The sequence below is a fragment of the Saccharopolyspora sp. NPDC002578 genome (assembly GCF_053592695.1).
In genome coordinates, this window is the sequence record NZ_JBSFWJ010000038.1 from 1 (window position 1) to 19,088 (window position 19,088).

At 72.6% G+C, this 19,088-nt stretch carries 14 protein-coding genes; 10 read left to right on the forward strand and 4 right to left on the reverse strand.

Translation table 11 applies throughout. The annotated features are described in order from the left end of the window. The first annotated feature begins 360 nt into the window (after positions 1-360). From ACWD38_RS18525 to ACWD38_RS18540, 4 genes are all read left to right on the forward strand, one after another. Positions 361-1,272 (forward strand): diacylglycerol/lipid kinase family protein, encoded by a 912-nt coding sequence (locus ACWD38_RS18525; RefSeq protein ID WP_184478322.1) that lies wholly within the window; start codon positions 361-363, stop codon positions 1,270-1,272. A gap of 352 nt (positions 1,273-1,624) precedes the next feature. Continuing rightward, positions 1,625-4,390 carry a DEAD/DEAH box helicase gene (locus tag ACWD38_RS18530; RefSeq protein ID WP_184485028.1) on the forward strand — a complete coding sequence of 922 codons (2,766 nt, stop codon included), beginning with the start codon at positions 1,625-1,627 and terminating at the stop codon, positions 4,388-4,390. A gap of 518 nt (positions 4,391-4,908) precedes the next feature. Then, the gene (locus ACWD38_RS18535) at positions 4,909-5,373 is read left to right on the forward strand and encodes a DUF4333 domain-containing protein (protein WP_246456720.1); all 465 of its coding nucleotides are present in this window, start codon (positions 4,909-4,911) and stop codon (positions 5,371-5,373) included. 40 nt (positions 5,374-5,413) lie between these two features. Continuing rightward, positions 5,414-6,643, forward strand: coding sequence for a GNAT family N-acetyltransferase (locus ACWD38_RS18540; RefSeq protein WP_221315753.1), 1,230 nt, complete (start codon positions 5,414-5,416; stop codon positions 6,641-6,643). A 331-nt stretch (positions 6,644-6,974) separates the two neighbouring features. On the opposite strand, the gene ACWD38_RS18545 is transcribed toward ACWD38_RS18540, so the two are convergent. Then, positions 6,975-7,886, reverse strand: coding sequence for a 5'-3' exonuclease (locus tag ACWD38_RS18545; protein ID WP_450124549.1), 912 nt, complete (start codon positions 7,884-7,886; stop codon positions 6,975-6,977). Between the two features lie 405 nt (positions 7,887-8,291). Here ACWD38_RS18545 and ACWD38_RS18550 point away from each other — a divergent pair, with 405 nt between their 5' ends. The 5 genes from ACWD38_RS18550 (at position 8,292) to ACWD38_RS18570 (ending at position 14,916) form a co-directional block, all read left to right on the forward strand. Then, the gene (locus tag ACWD38_RS18550) at positions 8,292-9,440 is read left to right on the forward strand and encodes a M24 family metallopeptidase (RefSeq protein WP_184478325.1); all 1,149 of its coding nucleotides are present in this window, start codon (positions 8,292-8,294) and stop codon (positions 9,438-9,440) included. Beyond that, positions 9,437-9,901, forward strand: coding sequence for an Lrp/AsnC family transcriptional regulator (locus tag ACWD38_RS18555; protein ID WP_425503539.1), 465 nt, complete (start codon positions 9,437-9,439; stop codon positions 9,899-9,901). Before ACWD38_RS18550 ends, ACWD38_RS18555 begins: the two co-directional genes overlap by 4 nt. Positions 9,902-10,459: 558 nt before the next feature. Then, positions 10,460-12,013 carry a condensation domain-containing protein gene (locus tag ACWD38_RS18560; RefSeq protein ID WP_184478326.1) on the forward strand — a complete coding sequence of 518 codons (1,554 nt, stop codon included), beginning with the start codon at positions 10,460-10,462 and terminating at the stop codon, positions 12,011-12,013. Continuing rightward, a complete protein-coding gene (locus ACWD38_RS18565; RefSeq protein WP_184478327.1) occupies positions 12,010-13,446 on the forward strand; it encodes a condensation domain-containing protein in 1,437 nt (478 codons plus the stop codon). The genes ACWD38_RS18560 and ACWD38_RS18565 overlap by 4 nt, the downstream gene beginning before the upstream one ends. Before the next feature lie 6 nt (positions 13,447-13,452). Next, the gene (locus tag ACWD38_RS18570; protein WP_450124524.1) at positions 13,453-14,916 is read left to right on the forward strand and encodes a condensation domain-containing protein; all 1,464 of its coding nucleotides are present in this window, start codon (positions 13,453-13,455) and stop codon (positions 14,914-14,916) included. Positions 14,917-14,919: 3 nt separating this feature from the next. Here ACWD38_RS18570 and ACWD38_RS18575 read toward each other — a convergent pair whose 3' ends face one another. After that, positions 14,920-15,771 (reverse strand): EamA family transporter, encoded by an 852-nt coding sequence (locus tag ACWD38_RS18575; protein WP_450124525.1) that lies wholly within the window; start codon positions 15,769-15,771, stop codon positions 14,920-14,922. A gap of 246 nt (positions 15,772-16,017) precedes the next feature. Here ACWD38_RS18575 and ACWD38_RS18580 point away from each other — a divergent pair, with 246 nt between their 5' ends. Beyond that, positions 16,018-17,505, forward strand: a complete 1,488-nt coding sequence (locus ACWD38_RS18580) for an amidase (protein WP_184478330.1) — start codon at positions 16,018-16,020, stop codon at positions 17,503-17,505. Between the two features lie 63 nt (positions 17,506-17,568). On the opposite strand, the gene ACWD38_RS18585 is transcribed toward ACWD38_RS18580, so the two are convergent. Both ACWD38_RS18585 and ACWD38_RS18590 read right to left on the reverse strand, forming a co-directional pair. Then, a complete protein-coding gene (locus ACWD38_RS18585) occupies positions 17,569-18,000 on the reverse strand; it encodes an OsmC family protein (protein ID WP_184478331.1) in 432 nt (143 codons plus the stop codon). Positions 18,001-18,341: 341 nt separating this feature from the next. After that, positions 18,342-19,037 carry a TetR/AcrR family transcriptional regulator gene (locus ACWD38_RS18590; protein WP_343071306.1) on the reverse strand — a complete coding sequence of 232 codons (696 nt, stop codon included), beginning with the start codon at positions 19,035-19,037 and terminating at the stop codon, positions 18,342-18,344. Positions 19,038-19,088: the final 51 nt, after the last annotated feature.

Here is a 19,088-nt window from a genome sequence, read left to right on the forward strand (position 1 = left end):
GCTTCCTCGCTGCGGGATCTTTTTCCCGAGTGGCTCCGCCACGAGGGAAAAAGCCGTCCTCGCGAGGAAGCAACTGAGAACCCGCGGGTGGTCGATCTGCGTGCTGGGTCGCTGCTCAGCGGCTTCGCCGCTGACAAGACACCGAAGCGAGAACGGGGGCCGCTGAGAACTCGTGGTTGTCGGCCGGCTCTAGCTGGGCAGTGCTCTGGGAAGTCGGCGCGGGTGCGGAAACGATCAAGGATGCTGTTCGTCCGGTACCGCGAGTTGAACGGTGGGCAGTGGGGGTCCGGCGCCTTCTCATGTCGGGTTCGGGGGTGGTCGCTGGTCAGGTGACAGGGGTGTGGGCCACGATGTTGCCCCATGCGCACCGTGGTGTTGATCAATCCCAGTTCCGGCCGAGGCCGCGCGGCGGCCATCGCTGCGAAGGTCGTGCGGCGGTTCCGCGTGGTCTCGGCGGTCCGCGTCGTGGTCGCCGAGGACGCCGCCGAGTTCGCCGCCGCGGCCCGCACCGCGGTGGCCGACGACGTGGACGTGCTGGCCGTGCTCGGCGGCGACGGCGCGGCGCACGCCGCCGTGCAGGCGTGCGCGGGAGCGCGGACGGCCCTGGCGGTCATCCCCGTCGGCACCGGCAACGACCTGGCCCGCGCCCTCGGGCTGCCCGCCGACCCGATGGACGCCGCCCGCGCCGCCACCGACGCGGTGCAGAGCGGGCACCGGCGCGCCCTCGACCTCGGCCGCGTGGTCGGCGGGCAGCGGTTCGCCACGGTGCTCTGCGCCGGGTTCGACGCCCAGGTCAACGGCCGGGTCAACCGCTCCCGGCTGCCCATCGGGCGCGCCCGCTACGACGTGGCGGTGCTGCGGGAGCTCGCGGACCTGCGCGCCATGCCGCTGCGGGTCGAAGCCGACAACGTCGTGCTCGACGTCGCCGCGACCTGCGTCGCGGTCGGCAACACGCCGTACTACGGCGGTGGCGTGCCGATCTGCCCCGACGCCGACCCGACCGACGGGATGTTCGACGTCACCGTCGTCGGCGAGATCAGCCGGGCCGACATGCTGCGGGTGCTGCCGACGATGCGCAGCGGCAAGCACGTCGACCACCCCGCGGTGCGCACGCTGCGGGCCCGTTCGGTGCGGCTGGGCGGCGGCAACGGCTGGACCGCGTTCGCCGACGGCGAACCGCAGGTGCGCCTGCCGGTGAGCCTGCGCTGCCAGCCCGGCGCGCTGCAGGTGCTCGCCCCCGCCACGGCGAACCGCGACGGCGAAGCCGCCTGAGACCTCGTCGTCGCCGGTGAGGGGCGACGACGCCGCCGGCCGCGCTCGGGCGGCCGCCGGGTGCCGGTTCGGCGAGCCTGGAACGCTCCGTGTCCGCACGCGTGCGACGACCGTCGGTGCGATGTGAAAACCTAGTGGGGTGGCTGTAAGCCGTTCGCACTCTGACATGTCGCATCCGGAACGCCCGGGCTCGGATGGGGGGAGCCCCGAATCGCCGGGCACCCCGGACCCCGCGGCCCCCGGCGCTGGAGAATCCGCCGGCGCACCCGCCGGCCAGGGGGAGAAGGTGGAACCACCGCGCCGCACCCGCACCAGAGCGGGTCGCCCGACCGGCCCCGCCGCCCAGGCCCCGGTGGCCGAACCGGCTCCGTCGCCCGCCGACTCCTACGCCGCGCACCGCCGCCGCAGCGCCCACCCGAAGTTCGCCGAGTTCGCCTCCGAGCTGTCCTTCGAGCTCGACGCGTTCCAGCGCACCTCCTGCCAGGCGCTCGAATCCGGCCACGGCGTGCTGGTGTGCGCGCCGACCGGCGCGGGCAAGACCGTGGTCGGCGAGTTCGCGGTGCACCTCGCGCTCGCGGAGGGACGCCGCTGCTTCTACACCACGCCGATCAAGGCGCTGTCCAACCAGAAGTTCGCCGACCTCTGCGAGCGCTACGGCGAGGACGCCGTCGGCCTGCTCACCGGCGACACCTCCATCAACGGGGACGCGCAGGTGGTCGTGATGACCACCGAGGTGCTGCGCAACATGCTCTACGCGGGTTCGCGCGGCATCGACCAGCTCGGCTACGTCGTGATGGACGAGGTGCACTACCTCGCCGACCGGTTCCGCGGCGCGGTGTGGGAGGAAGTGATCCTGCACCTGCCGCAGCACGTCCAGCTGGCCAGCCTGTCGGCGACCGTCAGCAACGCCGAGGAGTTCGGCGAATGGCTGGTGGAGGTGCGCGGTGACACCACCGTCGTCGTCGACGAGCACCGCCCGGTGCCGCTGTGGCAGCACATGCAGGTCGGCTCGCGGATGTTCGACCTGTTCGGCGGGGAGACCTCCGACCGCGAGCTCAAGCTCAACCCGCACCTGCTGCGCCACACCCAGGAACTCGCCCGGGTGCACTCCCCGTACGGCCGGGGCCGCGGCGGTCCCGGCGGGGGCAGGCGCAAGGGGCCTCGTCCGCCGCGGTTCTTCGCGCCGTCGCGGGTGGAGATCCTCGACAGCCTGAACTCGGCGGGGCTGCTGCCCGCGATCGTGTTCATCTTCAGCCGCGCCGGGTGCGACGCGGCGGTCAACCAGTGCATGCGCGCCGGATTGCGACTGACCAGCGAGAACGACGTGGACGAGATCCGCGAGGTGATCGAGGAGCACACCAGCTCGCTGCCCGAGGCGGACCTGACGGTGCTCGGCTACTGGGAGTGGCGCGACGCGCTGGAACGCGGCGTGGCCGCGCACCACGCCGGACTGCTGCCCGCGTTCAAGGAGACCGTGGAGGAGCTGTTCGTCCGCGGCCTGGTCAAGGCCGTGTTCGCCACCGAGACCTTGGCGCTGGGCATCAACATGCCCGCCCGCACCGTGGTGCTGGAGCGGCTGGTCAAGTTCAACGGCGAATCGCACGTCGACCTCACGCCCGGCGAGTACACCCAGCTCACCGGTCGCGCGGGCCGCCGGGGCATCGACGTCGAGGGCCACGCCGTGGTCGTGTGGCAGCCGGGCATGGACCCCAAGCAGGTCGCCGGGCTCGCCTCCACCCGCACCTATCCGCTGCGCTCCTCGTTCCGGCCCGGCTACAACATGGCCGTGAACCTGGTGCACCGGGTGGGCCGGGACGCGGCGCGGGACTTGCTGGAGCAGTCGTTCGCGCAGTTCCAGGCCGACCGGTCGGTGGTCGGCATGTCGCGGCGGGTGGATCGCAACGCCGACGCCCTCGAGGGCTACACCGAGTCGATGACCTGCCACCTGGGCGACTTCGGCGAGTACTTCGCGCTGCGCCGCCGCATCTCCGAGCGGGAGAAGGTGCTGGCCAGGCAGAACCGGGCGTCCAAGCGGGCGGAGGCGGCGAAGTCGCTGGAGAAGCTGCGCAAGGGCGACGTGATCCAGGTCCCGGCCGGGCGGCGATCCGGGCTGGCCGTGGTCATCGACCCCGGCCTGGAGCCGATGGGGGAGCCGCGCCCGCTGGTCGTCACCGAGGACCGCTGGTCCGGCCGGTTGTCGGTCGCCGACTTCACCTCGCCGGTGGAGGCGCTGGGGCGCATGCGGCTGCCCAAGCACGTCGACACCCGGTCGCCGAAGTCGCGCCGCGACCTGGCCTCCGGGCTGCGCGAGACGGGGATCTCGGTGAAGGGCGGGCGCGGCCGGAACCGGTCGGACTCCACCGACGACGCCGAGCTGGCGAGCCTGCGCCGCGCGTTGAAGGCGCACCCCTGCCACGGCTGCGACGAGCGCGAGAAGCACGCCCGCTGGGCGGAGCGCCACGAGCGGCTGCGGTCGGAGACCGAGCACCTGCGGCGCAAGGTCGCCACCACCACGCATTCGCTGGCGCGCGCGTTCGACCGGATCATCGCGCTGCTCTCGGAACGCGAGTACGTGGTGGTCGACGACCCGGAGCAGCCGGTGACCGAGCACGGCAGGCGGCTGTCCCGGCTCTACAGCGAGTCGGACCTGCTGGCCGCCGAGTGCCTGCGCGCGGGCATCTGGGAGTCGCTGGAACCGGCGGAGCTGGCGGCCGTGGTGTCCGCGCTGGTCTACGAGTCCCGCCGGGAGACCCCGGTGACGCCGCCGGTGCCCTCCGGCCGGGTCGCCGAGGTGCTGGGCGATACCTGGCAGGTGTGGGGTGAGCTGGAGGAGGACGAGCGCAGGCACAAGCTGGACCGCACCCGCGAGCCGGACGCCGGGTTCGCCTGGCCCGTCTACCGGTGGGTGCGCGGCGAGTCGCTGGAGCGCGTGCTCACCGCCGCGGAATCCACCGGGCACGAGCTCTCCGCCGGTGACTTCGTGCGCTGGTGCCGCCAGGTGGTGGACCTGCTGGACCAGATCCGGGACGTGACCGGAAAGTCCGACCCGGTGGGTTCGGCCGCCGCGAAGGCCGTCACCGCGATCCGCAGGGGAGTCGTCGCCGCGGGCGCCATGTGATCACCCCCGCGGCCGCGCACCGGTCCCGTCCACCGGTGCGCGGCCGCTCCTGCGGCGTCCCCACGATCCGGTGGGGACGAACGTCCCCGCTGTGGACTACTCGCGCGATTTCGCGAGAAATTGCACCCACCCCGCCACGGCGGGGGCCTCGGCATCTACCCGTTCACCTGGGCTGATGGCGGTCTTGCGGGCGGCTCGGGGGAGTGGGGGCGTCGGATCTCTCGCGAAATCGCGCGGTCGCTGTTGGTGGTGGGGTGGTGCGGGGGCGAGGGTGCGACACCCGGCGGTGTCAGGGGGTGGTGGCTGGCTGTGATTGGATTTGCGGGCGGGGTGCGCCGGGGGTCGCGCGCCGCGCCGGAACGTTCAGCTTTCCCCGGAGGTACCAGATGACCGGCCCCTACGGCCCGGCTCCGCAGCGAGGCCGGCCACCGCACGGCCGCCAGGGTGGCCATCCCGGGCCGCCGGTGGGGCAGCAGGCCCGTCCAGGAGCGTCCGCACCCGGGCAACCGGGCCGTCCGATGCGGCCCCCGCACCCCGGTGGTCCCGGCGCGGCACCGCCGCAGTCGCGTCCCGGGCCGGCGGAGTCGACGCACCCGAGCCTGCCGCCGATCACCGTCGGCCCACCGGGCCGCGGCTCCCAGCCGCCGCCTCCGCCGCCGCGCCGGAAGTCGAAGGCGCCGTGGGTGTTCGGCGGCGCGATCCTGGTGGTGGTCGCCGGTTCGCTCGCCGTGGTGGGCTTCGTGCACCCCGGCGTGCTGGTGCGCGACCAGCTCGACGCGAACAGCGTGCAGCACGGCGTGCGCCAGACCTTGGAGGGCTCCTACCACCTGGGCACCGTCGAATCCGTGACCTGCCCCAAGGGGCAGCTGGTCGTCGCCGGACGCAGCTTCGACTGCCAGGTGACGCTGCAGGGCGGCAAGAAGCCCGTGTCGGTGACGGTCCGGGACGAGTCCGGCACCTACGAGGTCGGCTACCCGAGGTAGCCCGGAATTCGCTCGACGCGCGGCTCGCGCCTTCGGCAGGATGCGAGGTGTGAGCGAAGTCGACGTGCGGCCGTTGGCCGAATCCGAGTACCGCCAGGCGAACGACCTGTTCCTCGCGTCGTTGCACGTGCCGGAACGCAGCAGCGAGGAGCGCTGGCGCCGGTCGGTGACCCGGTACGAACCGGGGCGGGTGTTCGGCGCGTACCTCGGCGAGGAGCTCAGCGGCACCGCGATGTCGCTGTCGTCCTCCCTGGAGGTGCCCGGCGGTGCGGTGCTGCCCGCGGCGGCCGTGACCGGTGTCGGGGTGCGTGCCGACCGCACCCGGCGCGGGCTGCTGCGGGAGCTGATGGGCGCGCAGCTCGCGGACACGCGGCGCCGCGGGGAGCCGGTGGCGATGCTGCACGCTTCCGAGACCCGCATCTACCCGCGCTTCGGCTACGGCCTCGCCACCCGCGCGCACCGCGTGTCGGTGTCCCGGCTGCTCGGCGGGTTGCGGGACGACGCGCCCGCCGGTGGGCAGGTGCGGCTGGTGGACGGGCCGTCGGCGGAGAAGCTGCTCCCGGAGCTGTACGCGCGGATCAGCACCGGCAGGCCCGGTCTCATCGGCCGTAGCGAGGGCTGGTGGAGCACCCGGTTGTTCGGCACCGTCGAGAACGGCGGCGCGCAGCGGATCGCCGTGCACTCCGACGAGTCCGGCACCGACGACGGGTTCGCGCTGTTCGAGCCGGCGAAGACCGATCACCACTTCGGCGACGGCGCGGTCGCGCTGCACGTCGGTGAGCTGCACGCGGCGGACGCGGTCGCCACCGCGTCGCTGTGGCGCTTCTTGCTGAACCTGGACCTGGTCACGACGGTCAGCGCGATCGACCGGCCGCTCGACGAGGCGCTGCCGTGGTGGCTCGCCGACCGGCGCGGCTACGCCGTGGACCGGCTCGACGACGACCTGTGGGTGCGGCTGGTCGACGTGCCCACCGCGCTGGCCGCGCGTTCCTACGGCGCCGCGGAACCCGTGGTGATCGAGGTGCGGGACCCGGTGCTGCCGGAGAACGCGGGCACCTACCGGATCGGCCCGGACGGCACCGAACCAGTGGACGACCGGCCGCAGCTGACGCTCGACGTGGACGTCCTGGGCTCGCTGTACCTGGGAGACGTCGCGGTGACCACCCTCGCCGACGCGAACCGCGTCGAGGTGCACGACCCGGCGGCCCCGCCCGAAGCCGACCGCCTGTTCGCCACCCCCCGCCCACCCTGGTGCGGCACGGGCTTCTAACAATCCCGACCGGACGACGAACAACCCCACCCCACACCCGAAAAGCCGCCCGAAGCAGGCGAAGCCACGCCTGCTTTGTGGCCGGAGGCCGTGCTTTGCGGCGTAGCCGTGTCTTGGGCGGGCGAAGCCACGCCTGCTTTGCGGCTGGAGGCCGTGCTTGTATGCGCGTCAGCGCATAGCCCACGTAATCAAGGTGACCACCCGCGGGTTCTCAGCTGTCTTCTCGCGAGGACAGCTTTTTCCCTCGTGGCGGAGCCACTTGGGAAAAAGATCCCGCAGCGAGAAGACAGCTGAGGTTCCGCCACCCGACCACCAAAGCAAAAAGAGCCCGTCAGAGCGACGCAACCAACCGGTCGAGCGGGCCGCCGAGGCCCCATTGTGCGCCGAGTTCGGCGAGGCGTTCGGGGTCGGCGGGCTTGGTCGGGGTCGTGTCGGGACGGTCCACCACGACGGGTGCGTCCCGCACGACTCGGACCACTGCGGGCGCAGCGGCCAGGTAGTCGGCGGCGTCGGCGAGCTTTCCGCGCACGCGGGGCGTGAGCCGCCGGTCGTCTTGCCCGGCCGCGGCCAGCAGCGCGTCCAGCGAGCCGAACTCGGTGATCAGCTTCGCGGCGGTCTTCTCCCCGATGCCCGCGACGCCGGGCAGCCCGTCGGAGGGGTCGCCGCGCAGGATCGCCATCTCGGCGTAGGCGTCGCCCGCGCGGGCCGCGTCGAGCGCGTAGCGCTCCGCGAGTTCGGCCGGGCCGAAGTCCTGCGCTTTCGCCAGTCCGGCGCCGACGTAGCGGACCCGCACCGGCGTCGGTCCGGTGCGCACCAGTTGGAACAGGTCGCGGTCGCCGGTGACCACTTCGACGGGGTCGGCTCGTTCCCGGTCGGCGAGCACGCCGATGACGTCGTCGGCTTCGTAGCCCTCGGCTTCGGCGGTGGCCACGCCCAGCGCGTCCAGCACGTCGAGGATGATCGGGATCTGCGGGCTCAGCGTGTCCGGCACCTCTTCGGCGTCGGGGTCCTCCTCGGCGACGCGGTGCGCCTTGTAGGAGGGCAGCGCGTCGACCCGGAACTGCGGGCGCCAGTCGTTGTCCAAGCACGCCACCAGGCGCGTCGGCCGCCGTTCGCCGACGAGCTTCGCCAGCATGTCGCAGAATCCGCGCACCGAGTTCACCGGTGTCCCGTCCGGGGCCGTCAACGAGTCGGGCAGCGCGTAGTACGAGCGGAACCACAACCCGGCGGAGTCGATCAGCATCACAGAACCCGTCACGCGGACCACTCTGTCACGCCCCGCCGACACCGCACCGCAGGCCGGGCGCGGACGCGAGCTGTCAGATCACTGTCACTACGCCGCCGGAGCGGCCTCATACAGTCGGTTCAGCGCGCGGCACCGTCCGGATCGAGGTGCGGCGCGGAGGTTTCCCGGTCCGACGGATCGGGATGGGAACGGGCCGTCGTCGAACCCCCGACAGGCGGCGGGCCGCTCCGGACGGGCGCATCGGTCCTCCCCGGACGACGCGACTCGGCCGGAGGCACGGAAGCAGGCCGGGCAGGACAGGACATCCTCCTGCTCGGCCTGTTCCGTCCGGGGTGATCTTTCGCCTGATCCGCGGGACCGCCGCGCGACTCGCGGTGGCCGCATTCTTTAGGCTAGGTGGCCATGGCCACTGACTCGCTCAAGCAGGACCCCGCGGTGTTCGCCGCCCGACTGAGCCGCGCCGCGGCGACGGCGGCGACCGCGGACCTGGACGCCCTGCTGATCACCCCCGGTTCGGATCTGCGGTACCTGCTCGGTGCCCGCGGTGAGTCGTTCGAGCGGTTGAGCACCTTGGTGCTGCCCGCGACGGGCAACGGCGCCGCTCCGGTGCTGGTGCTGCCGAAGCTGGAAGCGCCCGGCTACGCCGACGTGCCCGCCGACGAGCTCGGCATCGAGATCGTGACCTGGGTCGACGGGGAGGATCCGCACGCGCTGGTCGCGGACCTGCTGCGCCGTGGTGGCGCGCCGTCGCGCCTGGGCGTCGCCGACGTGATGCCCGCGTTGCACACCTTGCCGCTGGGCGCGGCGACGGGTGCGGAGCAGGTGCTGGCCGGTTCGGTGCTGCGCGAGCTGCGGATGCGCAAGGACGCCGCCGAGATCGAGGCGTTGCGCACGGCGGGCGCGGCGATCGACCGGGTGCACGCGCGGATGGCCGAGTTCCTCCGGGCCGGGCGCACCGAGGCGCAGGTCGGCGCGGACATCGCCGCCGCCATCGTGGAGGAGGGCCACACCGAGGCCGATTTCGTCATCGTCGGTTCGGCCGCCAACGGCGCCAGCCCGCACCACGCGCTGTCGGACCGGGTGATCGAGGCCGGGGACGTGGTGGTCGTGGACATCGGCGGGCCGATCCCGTCGGGGTACAACTCCGACTGCACCCGCACCTACGCGGTGGGGGAGCCGTCGCAGCCCGATGTGCGGGAGACCTACGCGGTGCTGCAGGCGGCGCAGGACGCCGCGGTGCGCGCGGTGCGTCCCGGGGCGACGGCCGAGTCGATCGACGCCGCCGCGCGGGAGCCCATCGCGGCGGCCGGGTTCGGCGAGCAGTTCATCCACCGCACGGGGCACGGCATCGGCCTCGACGTGCACGAGGAGCCGTACATCGTCGGGGGCAGCACCTTGGAATTGGAGGCGGGCATGGCGTTCAGCATCGAGCCCGGCATCTACCAGTCCGGTCGCTGGGGTGCCCGCATCGAGGACATCGTGATCGTCACCGACGACGGTGTGCTCAGCGTGAACTCGCAGCCGCACGACCTGGTGGTGCTGCCGGCGTGAACGACCGGAATTCGGGCGAACTGGAAGCGACGGACCGCGCGATCCTGCGCGAGCTGGCGCACGACGGCCGGTGCAGCTTCACCGACTTGGCCGAGCGCGTGGGCCTGAGCGTGTCGGCGGTGCACCAGCGGGTTCGGCGGCTGGAGCAGCGCGGCGCGCTGCAGGGCTACGTGGCCAAAGTGGACGGTGATCAGATCGGGTTGCCGTTGACGGCGTTCATCTCGCTGACCCCGATCGACCCGGCGGCCCCGGACGACTACCCGCAGCGCTTGGAGCACCTGCCGGAGATCGAGTCGTGCTACTCGGTGGCCGGCGACGAGTCCTACATCCTGCAGGTGCGGGTCGCTTCGCCGCTGGGCTTGGAGGAGTTGCTGCGCCAGATCCGGGAGGCGGCGAAGGTCTCCACGCGGACCACGGTGGTGTTGTCCACTCCGTACGAGCACCGGCCGCCGCAGATCTAGCCGGGACGCGATGACGTGGCGGTGCCGATCCGTTCGGCGCCGCCACGTTCTGCTGTGCACCGCGTCCGGTTCGTCCCGCGGCGGGCGAAAATCCGTTCCCGCGCCCGATGTCGTCGAATGCTCTGGTGCCGGAACCACTCGATGCCCGTGGCCTCGTGATTTCCCGATGCACAGGGCATTTCCATTGCTGGTGGCACGGAAGACGACCGTTCCGGAGCAGATGAAACTCTCATTTAACGTGAAAGTTTGCAATGCTGAGCGAGCATGTCTCATGGCGTGAGAAAAATTCGAAACTCCGGGGAGATTTGCAAGGATCTTACTTTGTGGACACTCGACGAGTGGCCCGTGAGCTGCGAAAACACCTGATGTGATCGGCAGGGGGCTTGCGGTCGTCGCGCTCACCGGTTTTGAATGACCGCCCGGCGTGCTCGATGGCGGGGGCCCGGAACTCGATCGGTTCCCTTGCGGCATCATCGTGGCTCCCGCGTGTGATCGGCGTGGTTCGGCGCGCTATCGGCGCGAGCGGGGAACGCGACATCGAAAACCTGAGTGGGTGGCATGAGATTCACGGAGATCGCGGATTACGGCGTCCGGCCCGGCACGGCGGCGCGGTGGAGCGTGTCCCCCGTCGACGGAGCGCGACCCCGGCTCGACGAACGCCCGCCGTCGCACCTGCAGCAAGCCCACGTGCGGTGCCGTTCCGAGCCGGGAGTGGTGCACGACCCGAGCTGGCTCGCGATCTGCTTCGACCTGGACGGTCCGCTCGACGAGCACGCCTGGCGCACCGCGCTGCTGCAGTGGGTGGACCGGCACGAGACGTTGCGCAGCGGTCTGCGGCCGACCCCGGACGGGGTGCGGCGCTACACCTGGAGCACCGGAGGCTTATCCGTCACGGGCGACGAACTCGGCGCCTACGAGGACTCCGCGGCCCTTTCCGACGCGCTGCGCGAGCTGTTCAACGACAACACCGATCCCACCACGTGGCCGTCCTGCGTGTTCGCCACGGTGTCGCGGGCCGACTCGGTCACCGCGTGCCTGGCCTTCGACCACGGCAACGTCGACGGGTACTCGATCCTGCTGGTGGCCCACGAGATCCACGAGCTCTACACCGCCGCTCGCGACCGGCGCCCCGCCGAGCTCGCGGAGGTCGGCAGCTACGTGGACTTCTGCGCGCGGGAACGGGAGTACAGCGACGGATTCGAGCGCGCCGACGAGCCCGTCGCGCGCTGGGCCGAGTTCCTCGCCGACTGCGGCGGTGAGCTGCCCCGCTTCCCCTTCCCACCCGTCGCGGAACCGAGCGCGGCGCCCGCGCTCCGGGTCCGCCAGCACGGCCTGTGCGAGTGGCTCGTGGACGCCGACGGCGCCGCGGCGTTCGAGAAGGCGTGCCGGCGCAACGGAGGGAGCGCGTTCTCCGGAGTGCTCTGCGCGCTGGCGCTGGCCGCCGCGCGCTCCGGCGGGGCCGGTCTCGACGATTCGGAGACGTTCCGGGCGTTGCTGCTGATGCACACCCGTTCGGCCCGGCAGTGGGCGAGGTCGCTGGGCTGGTTCGTCGGGCTGGCGCCGGTGGAACTGGCGATGCCGGTGGGGCCCGGCGCGCTGGACGGCGTCGACGTGCTGGACCTGCTGCCCGGCGCGGGAACGGCGCTGCGACGGGCGAAACCGCTCTCGACGGTCCCGGTTCCGAAGGTGGCGGAGCTGCTCGGCGCCGAGCTGGTGCCGCGCTTCGTCGTGTCCTACATGGACTTGCGGGCTAGTCCCGGCGCGCAGCACTGGAACGAGTGGAACGCCAGGGCGCTGCACGCGCCCGCCAGTTCCACCGACGAGGTCTACATCTGGGTCAACCGCAGCAACGACGGCATCTACGTGACGAGCCGGTTCCCCGGAACGCATCGCGCGGACGCCGCGGTGCGCGACTACGTCGACCGGATCCGCCGGTCGGTGTGCGCGGCGGCGGCGACCGCGGACCCGGATTTCGCCGCCACCGTCGCGCCACTGTGGACGGAGAGGTCGTTCGAAGATCAGGTAGGGTCCGGCGTTCGAACTCCGGTCGGCGCGGGAACGCGGCGTTCCGGTATCGAGCACGACCCCGTGGCGAAGGGATCCCGTTCATGAGGATGAACGCACTCCGCGAGTACGAGCCCGCTGCGGGCAGGCTCGTCGAATGGCGACCCACGGAGTCCACAATGGACTCAATCGGCGCCGCGCGCGAGCATCCCGCTCCGCCGTCGTCGTTCCAGGAGAACCACATCCGCCGCTCGCTGGCCAACGACGCGGCCGGCGCGGTGCACTCGCCGTGGCTGTCCACGGTGTTCGACCTGCCCGGCAGGATCGACGCGGACGCGATGGCGGTGGCCTGGCAGCAGTGGGTGCGCAGGCACGGCACGCTGCTGACCTGGTTCGAGGACACCGGTGACGAGCTGCGCCGCTACGCCCTCGACGCCGACGACGTCGAGTTCGCCCCGGTGGAGATCGGCGACCGCGACGGCGCGCAGATCCGGGACCACCTGCTGCACCGCTTCGACGGCGCCACCAGCGCGCTGCGGTGGCCGCCGTTCGTGCTCGGCGCGGTGCTGCGGGAGGAATCCTCCACGGTGTTCTTCGCCGTGGACCACGCGCACACCGACGGATATTCGATCTTCCTCGTGTTCGACGAGCTGCGCCGGCTCTACGAGCAGCAGGTCGGCGGCGAACCGGCGGCGCTGCCGGAGGTCGGCGACCACGCGGTGTTCGCCGCGCGCGAGCGGGGGCGCGCCCTCGAACCCGAGGCGCAGGCGGCGGCCGTGCGGACCTGGAGCGATTTCTGGCTCAGCGGCGGCGAACGGCCCCCGTCGTTCCCGCTGCCGCTGGGGCTCGACGACGGCGAACCCCGCGGCAAGCTGCTGATGGAGCGGGAGCTGTTCGACGCCGACCAGGCGAACGCGTTCGGCAAGCGCTGCCGCGAGCACCGCGGCGGTTTCGCGGCGGGGATCTTCGCGGCGCTGGCGATCGCCGCGTCGGAACTGGCCGGCGCGGAGTCGTTCCGGACGCTGACCCCGGTGCAGACCCGCGACGAACGCCAGTGGGCGGCGGCGCAGGGCTGGTTCATCAACCTGGTCCCGCTGCACTTCTCGCTCACCGGTCTCGGCACGTTCGGCGAGGTGCTCACCGCCGCGGAGGAGGCCTTCACCCGCGCTCGCGCCATCGCGGACGTGCCGGTGGTGAAGCTGGTGGAACTGCTGGGTTCGCAGCTGCGGTTGCAGGAGGACGCGCGCACGGTGCTGCCGATCGTGTCGTTCATCGACCTGCGCCGGATCCGCGGGGGCGAGCTGTGGGAGCAGGCGGACGCGCAGGTGCTCAGCGGTCCGGGCGAGGGCTTCGACGTGCCGATGTGGGTCAACCGGCTGCGCGGTCTCACGTACCTGAAGGCCAGCTACCCCGACACCGCGGTCGCCGCGGACAACGTCGCCCGCTACCTGGATCGCACGATGGCGGTGCTGCACCGCGTCATCGCCGACGGCGACCACGAGTTCCGGTCCGCGGTGCCCGCCGCCGCCCTCGCGGAGTGATGTCCGGTGCGAGTCACGACGATGAGCGCGTTCGACCCGCCGCCCGGCGAGGTCGTGGAGTGGACCGCGGAACCCGCGCCGGGCCACGAATTCGCGCCCAGTGACGTACCTCCGTCGCTGAACCAGTCCTTCCACCTGGGCGCGCTCGGTGCCGACGGGACGCCGCCGCCGTGGCTGGCCTGCACCTTCGAACTGCCGGGGGAGCTGGACACCGGCGCGCTGGAAGCGGCCTTCGGGCAGTGGATCCGCAGGCACACCGGGCTGCTGAGCCGCTTCACCGAGCGCGACGGCGAGTTCCGCCGCGCGCTGCTGCCCGCCGACGGGGTGGTCCTGCGGCGGCGGGAGGCGGGCTCGTTCACCGGTTCGGCCGCGGTGCGCGAGCACCTGTCGCGGCGGTTCGACGAGCAGTGCCACCCGCTGCGGTGGCCGCCGTTCCTGCTGGGCGCGATCCGGCACGAGCGGGGCGGCACGGTGTTCGGCGCGTTCGACCACTCCTGCGTGGACGCGCACTCGATGGCGGTGGCCGCGCACGAGCTGCAGGTGCTGTACTCCGCCGCCGTCGACGGGACGCCGCCGTCGCTGGCGGAGGTGGGCGGCTTCGTCGACTACTGCGCGCAGGAGCACGAGGCGGTGGCCGCCGCGGACCTCGCGGTCCCGGGGCGACCGGCCACCGCGGAGTGGGACGCGCCCGGCCCGGACGGCCTGCCCGTCCCGCCGCCGCTGCCGAGCGGCGAGCATCCCGCGGTGGCGTACTGGCGGGATTTCCTGCGCGACTGCGGGGGAACGACGCCGTCGTTCCCGCTGGAGCTCGGCGTGGAACCGGGGCGTCCGGTGCGGCAGCGTTCGATGACCGCCCGGCTGCTGGACGCGGAGACCGCCGACGCCTTCGACGCGGCGTGCCGGGACGGCTCGGGCAGCGCGTTCACCGGAGTGCTGGCCGCCGCGGGCCTCGCGCTGCGCGGACTGGGCGCCGGTGACCGGATCAGCGTGCTGATCCCGTTGCACACCAGGCACGAACCGCGCTGGCGGCACGCCGTCGGGTGGTTCACGACGAACGCTCCCGTCACGTTCAACGTGGTGAACGGACGGTTCGCCGACACCCACACGCACGCGAAGGTGGGTTTCCGGGAAGCCCTGGGCACCCTAGGCGTGCCGCTGCCGAACATCCTGGCCGCGGTCGCCGACGAGTACCGCCCGGTGCGCAAGGACATCTTCATGCTGTCCTACGTGGACTACCGGGCGATGCCGGTCTCGCTGGAGTTCCCCGAGTCCCGGCCGCGCCACATCAGCAGCGAGACCGACGCCGACGACGTCCAGCTCTGGGTGTCGCGCACGTCCGACGGCCTGTTCCTGCGCACCCGTCATCCCGGTGCGGCCGCGGCGGAATCGGCGGTCCGCGCCTTCCGCGACCGCTTCACCGCGGCCCTCGCGGCGGCGGCCGAACCGCGGCCGCTCGCCGCTCAGCGCTGACGGTCACGGCAGGTTGATCAGCACGATTCCCGCGAGCACGACGGCACCGGCCAGCGCCCGGCCGCGCCCGAGGGATTCGCGGAAGAAGACCGCGCCGATCAGCGCGCCGAAGATGATGCTGGTCTCGCGGAGGGCGGCGATGGGTGCGAGCGCTCCCCGGGTCTGCGCCCACAGCACGAGGCCGTACGCGATCAGCGACAACGTTCCGCCGGCCAGCCCGGGGATCGGCGCGACGCGGAGCTGGGCGAACAGCGCCCGGCCGCGCACCGCCTGCGCCAGCAGCACGACCGCGACCCCTTGCAGCAAGAACATCCACGCGGCGTAGGTGAACACGTCCGCCCGGTGGACTCCGACCCCGTCGATGACCGTGTAGGTCGCGATCAGCAGGCCGGTGCCGAACGCGGCGGCGAGCGCCGGGACCTGGCGCCTCGTGGGTCGCCCGCCGAGGAAGACCAAGCCGGTCAGCCCCGCCGATATCACCAGCACCCCGGCCAGCACCCATCCGGAGACCCCCTGCCGGAGCACGACGTACGACAGCACCGTGACCACCCACGGCGCGGTGCCGCGGGCGAGCGGGTAGACCTGGCTGAACTGGCCGAGCCGGTAGCTGAGCATCAGCGCGACCTGGTAGGCCACGTGCACTCCCGCCGAGGCGAGGATCAGCGGCCAGGCCGCCGCCGGGGGAGGTCCGGTGCAGAGCGCGGCGACCCCGCCGATCGCCGTGTAGCTCAACGCGATCAGGGTGAATCCGGCCAGCCGGTCGCTCATGCCGTGCGCGATCGCGTTCCACGTCGCGTGCAGCAGCGCGGCCCCGAGCACGGCCACCACGACATCGGCACCGAGCCCGACGGTCATCCGAAGCCCCCTGATCACGTCCACCGCCGAAGTCCGGCGCGGGCGAAGTCTTCCGCACGCACCCCGTCGCTGTCGCCCCCGCCGACGACCGGGCCGCCCGGGTCCGGGCGGCGTGCTTGACCGAGCAAGCGCTGGCAGCGAGGTGGTGGCGAGGCAGGGGCGGGCGCCGCGAGCGGTGGTCCTCCCGCGCCGGGATCGGGCGCGGGATCATGGCGGGCGGACCGGGCGACGAGCGGGGTAGGTGTCATGGAGTACGCGGAATACCGTCGGCACGACGGCGCGGGGCTGGCCGAGCTGATCGGTGCCGGTGAGGTCTCCGCCGGTGAGGTGCTGGACGCGGCGCTGGCGCGGGCCGAGCGGGTGAACCCGCGGCTCAACGCGATCACGCAGCGGCTCGACGACCGCGCGCGCGAGCGCGTCCGGGACACCCCGGCCGGGCCGTTGGGCGGAGTTCCGTTCCTGCTCAAGGACCTGAACCAGGAGATCGCCGGGCTGCCGACCAGCGGTGGTTCGCGGTCGCTGCGCGGCGTCGCCGCGACCGGGACCGCCGAGGTGGTGCGGCGCTGGGAGGACGCCGGGCTGGTGGTGTTCGGGCGCACGAACACCCCGGAGTTCGGTGCGAAGCCGATCACGGAGCCGGTCGCGTTCGGCCCGGCGCGCAACCCCTGGGCGCTGGACCGCACACCGGGCGGCTCCTCCGGTGGTGCCGCCGCCGCGGTGGCCGCCGGGATCGTGCCGCTCGCGGCGGCCAGCGACGGCGGCGGGTCGATCCGCATCCCGGCGGCCTGCTGCGGGGTGTTCGGGCTCAAGGCCGGACGCGGGCTGGTGCCCGCGGGGCCGCAGCGCGCGGAGGGTTTCCACGGCGCCGCGGTGGACGGCGTCGTGTCGCGGTCCGTGCGCGACAGCGCGATCGCGCTGGACTCGCTGGTCGGACCCGACCCGATGGCCCCGTACGCGGCGGCCGCACCGGAACGCCCGTTCGCCGACGAGGTCCTGCGCGAACCGGGGAAGCTGCGCATCGGTTTCAGCGCGGCCTCCGCGCTCGGCGACCCGGACCCGGCGGCGGTGGCCGCGATGCGCTCCGCCGCGGAGCTGCTCACCGAGCTGGGGCACGAGGTCGAGGAAGTCCCGTCACCGGTGGACCTGGCCGCGCTCACCGTGGACTTCCTGCGGGCCTGGTCGGTGAAGCTGGCCCACGCGCTCGGCGAGGCGCAGCGGTTCACCGGCGCCCGCCCGGGCGAGTTCGAACTGGACACCCGGTTGCTGGCGGCCGTCGGGCGCAGCATCAGCGGCCCGGATTACGTGTCCGTGCTGGAGTCCTGGCACGCGCACTCCGCGCGGCTGGCGGAGTTCCACCGCCACCACGACCTGCTGCTGACCCCGAGCCTGGCGGGGCCGCCGGTGCGCGTCGGCGAGCTCGCCACGCCGGCTCCGCTGCACGTCCTGGGCCGGATCGTGCTGGCCGTGCGCGGTGGCGGGCTGCTGCGGCGCACCGGCGTCGTCGACCGCATCGCGCGCTCCAACATGCGCCACGTCCCGTACACCCAGCTGGCGAACATCACGGGACGCCCGGCGATGTCGGTGCCGCTGCACCGCACGGCGGACGGCCTGCCGCTGGGCGTCCAGTTCGTCGCGCCGCTGAGCGGTGAGGGCGCGCTGTTCCGCCTCGCGGCCCAGCTGGAGCAGGCCGCGCCGTGGGCTCAGCACGAGCCGACCGCGCTCGCCGGGGACTGACCCCGACGCGCGGAACCCCGGTCGCCTCGACGACGACCGGGGTTCCGCGCGTGATGGGCCGGATCAGGCGAGCTGCGCGTCCAGGGTGATGGTGGTCCCGCTCAGCGCGGCCGAGACCGGGCAGGTCTCCTTGGCCTGCTGCGCGGCCTGCTGGAAGGTGTCGGCGTCGGCGCCGGGGACGTTGGCGCGCACGGTCAGCGCGATGCCGGTGATGGCGAAGCCGTCGCCGGACTTGCCGAGGGTGACCTCGGCGCTGGTGTCGATCCGCTCCGGCGCGTGCCCGACGCCGCCGAGCAGCGCGGACAGCTGCATGCTGTAGCAGGACGAGTGGGCGGCGGCGATGAGCTCCTCCGGGCTGGTCTGCCCGGCCGGGTCCTCCGCGCGGGTCGCGAACGACACGGGGAACTGCCCGGCGTTCGAGGAATCCAGGGTGACGATGCCGGAGCCGGACCCCAGATCGCCGGTCCAGCTCGTCGTCGCGTTGCGGTCGGCCATGACATCTCCTCGTGTCGGCGTTCGTCCGGGACGCCGCCGGCGTTCGCCCGGCGCTCCCGTGGGCGAGAACGATCCGACCCTCGCAGAGCTTCCTGGATCACGCCGTGCGGAATCCCACCGGCGGGCGCACCGATCGCCCGGTCGTTCCGCTCCGAATTCGGCGCGGGAACGCGCCGCGACCGAGGTCTCCTCGGGCTCGGATCTCGTCGTTCAAGGTGAGGAGTGTTCTTCGCCTGTGCCTTGTCAGCGGCGGAGCCGCCGAGCAGTGACCAGCTCGACCAAGAAGGCCGCTGAGGTTCCGCCACCCGATCCGCCGCGCAGACCACGACCCCTCGTGCGGTTCACGGCTCGATCGTGTCGGTGAGGCTGTGCACCAGCAGCGGGAGGGTCCGCATCACGTGCTCGCGGACCACGGCCTCGGGATCTTCGGCACCGGACAGGATCGCCTCCTGCATCGCCGAGTCGAACTGGTCCATCAGCATCCTCGTCAGGTCCAGCGTGTCGATCAGGAAGCGCACTCCCACCGAGCGGACCGCGGTGTCGACCATCGCGGCGAGTTCGCGCAGGAACGACTGCGATGCGGCCAGGAACCGCGGCGCCACCTCGGGATCGCGCAGCGCCAGCAGGCGGAACTCGCTCTGCATCAGGCACCACTGGCGGTTGTCCGGCTGGAACGACAGCACGTCGGCGATGATGCCTTCGATGAGGTGCGGGGCGGGTTTGCCCGCGGTGTCGCCGAGCGGTGCCACCAGCCGGGCGAAGTTCTCCCGCAGCACCTCCAGCCGAACGCGGTTCTCCCGTTCGGTGAGGGCGAAGAACAACTCCTCCTTGCTGCTGAAGTTGGAGTAGAACGCGCCGCGGGTGAAACCGGCGTCGTCGGTGATCGCTTCGACGGAGGTGCCGTTGATGCCGTGCTCGCTGAACTGCCGGTAGGCGGCGTCCATCAACCGTTCGCGGGTCTTGGTGCGCCGAGCGGTCTCGCGCGCGCCGGTGTCCGGGCGCTCCGCGCCCCGGCCGGCCAACTTGCTCGCGTTCACCACGAAATTTCCTTCCTTCGGACCCGTACCAGCGGCTTTCCGCTGTGATGC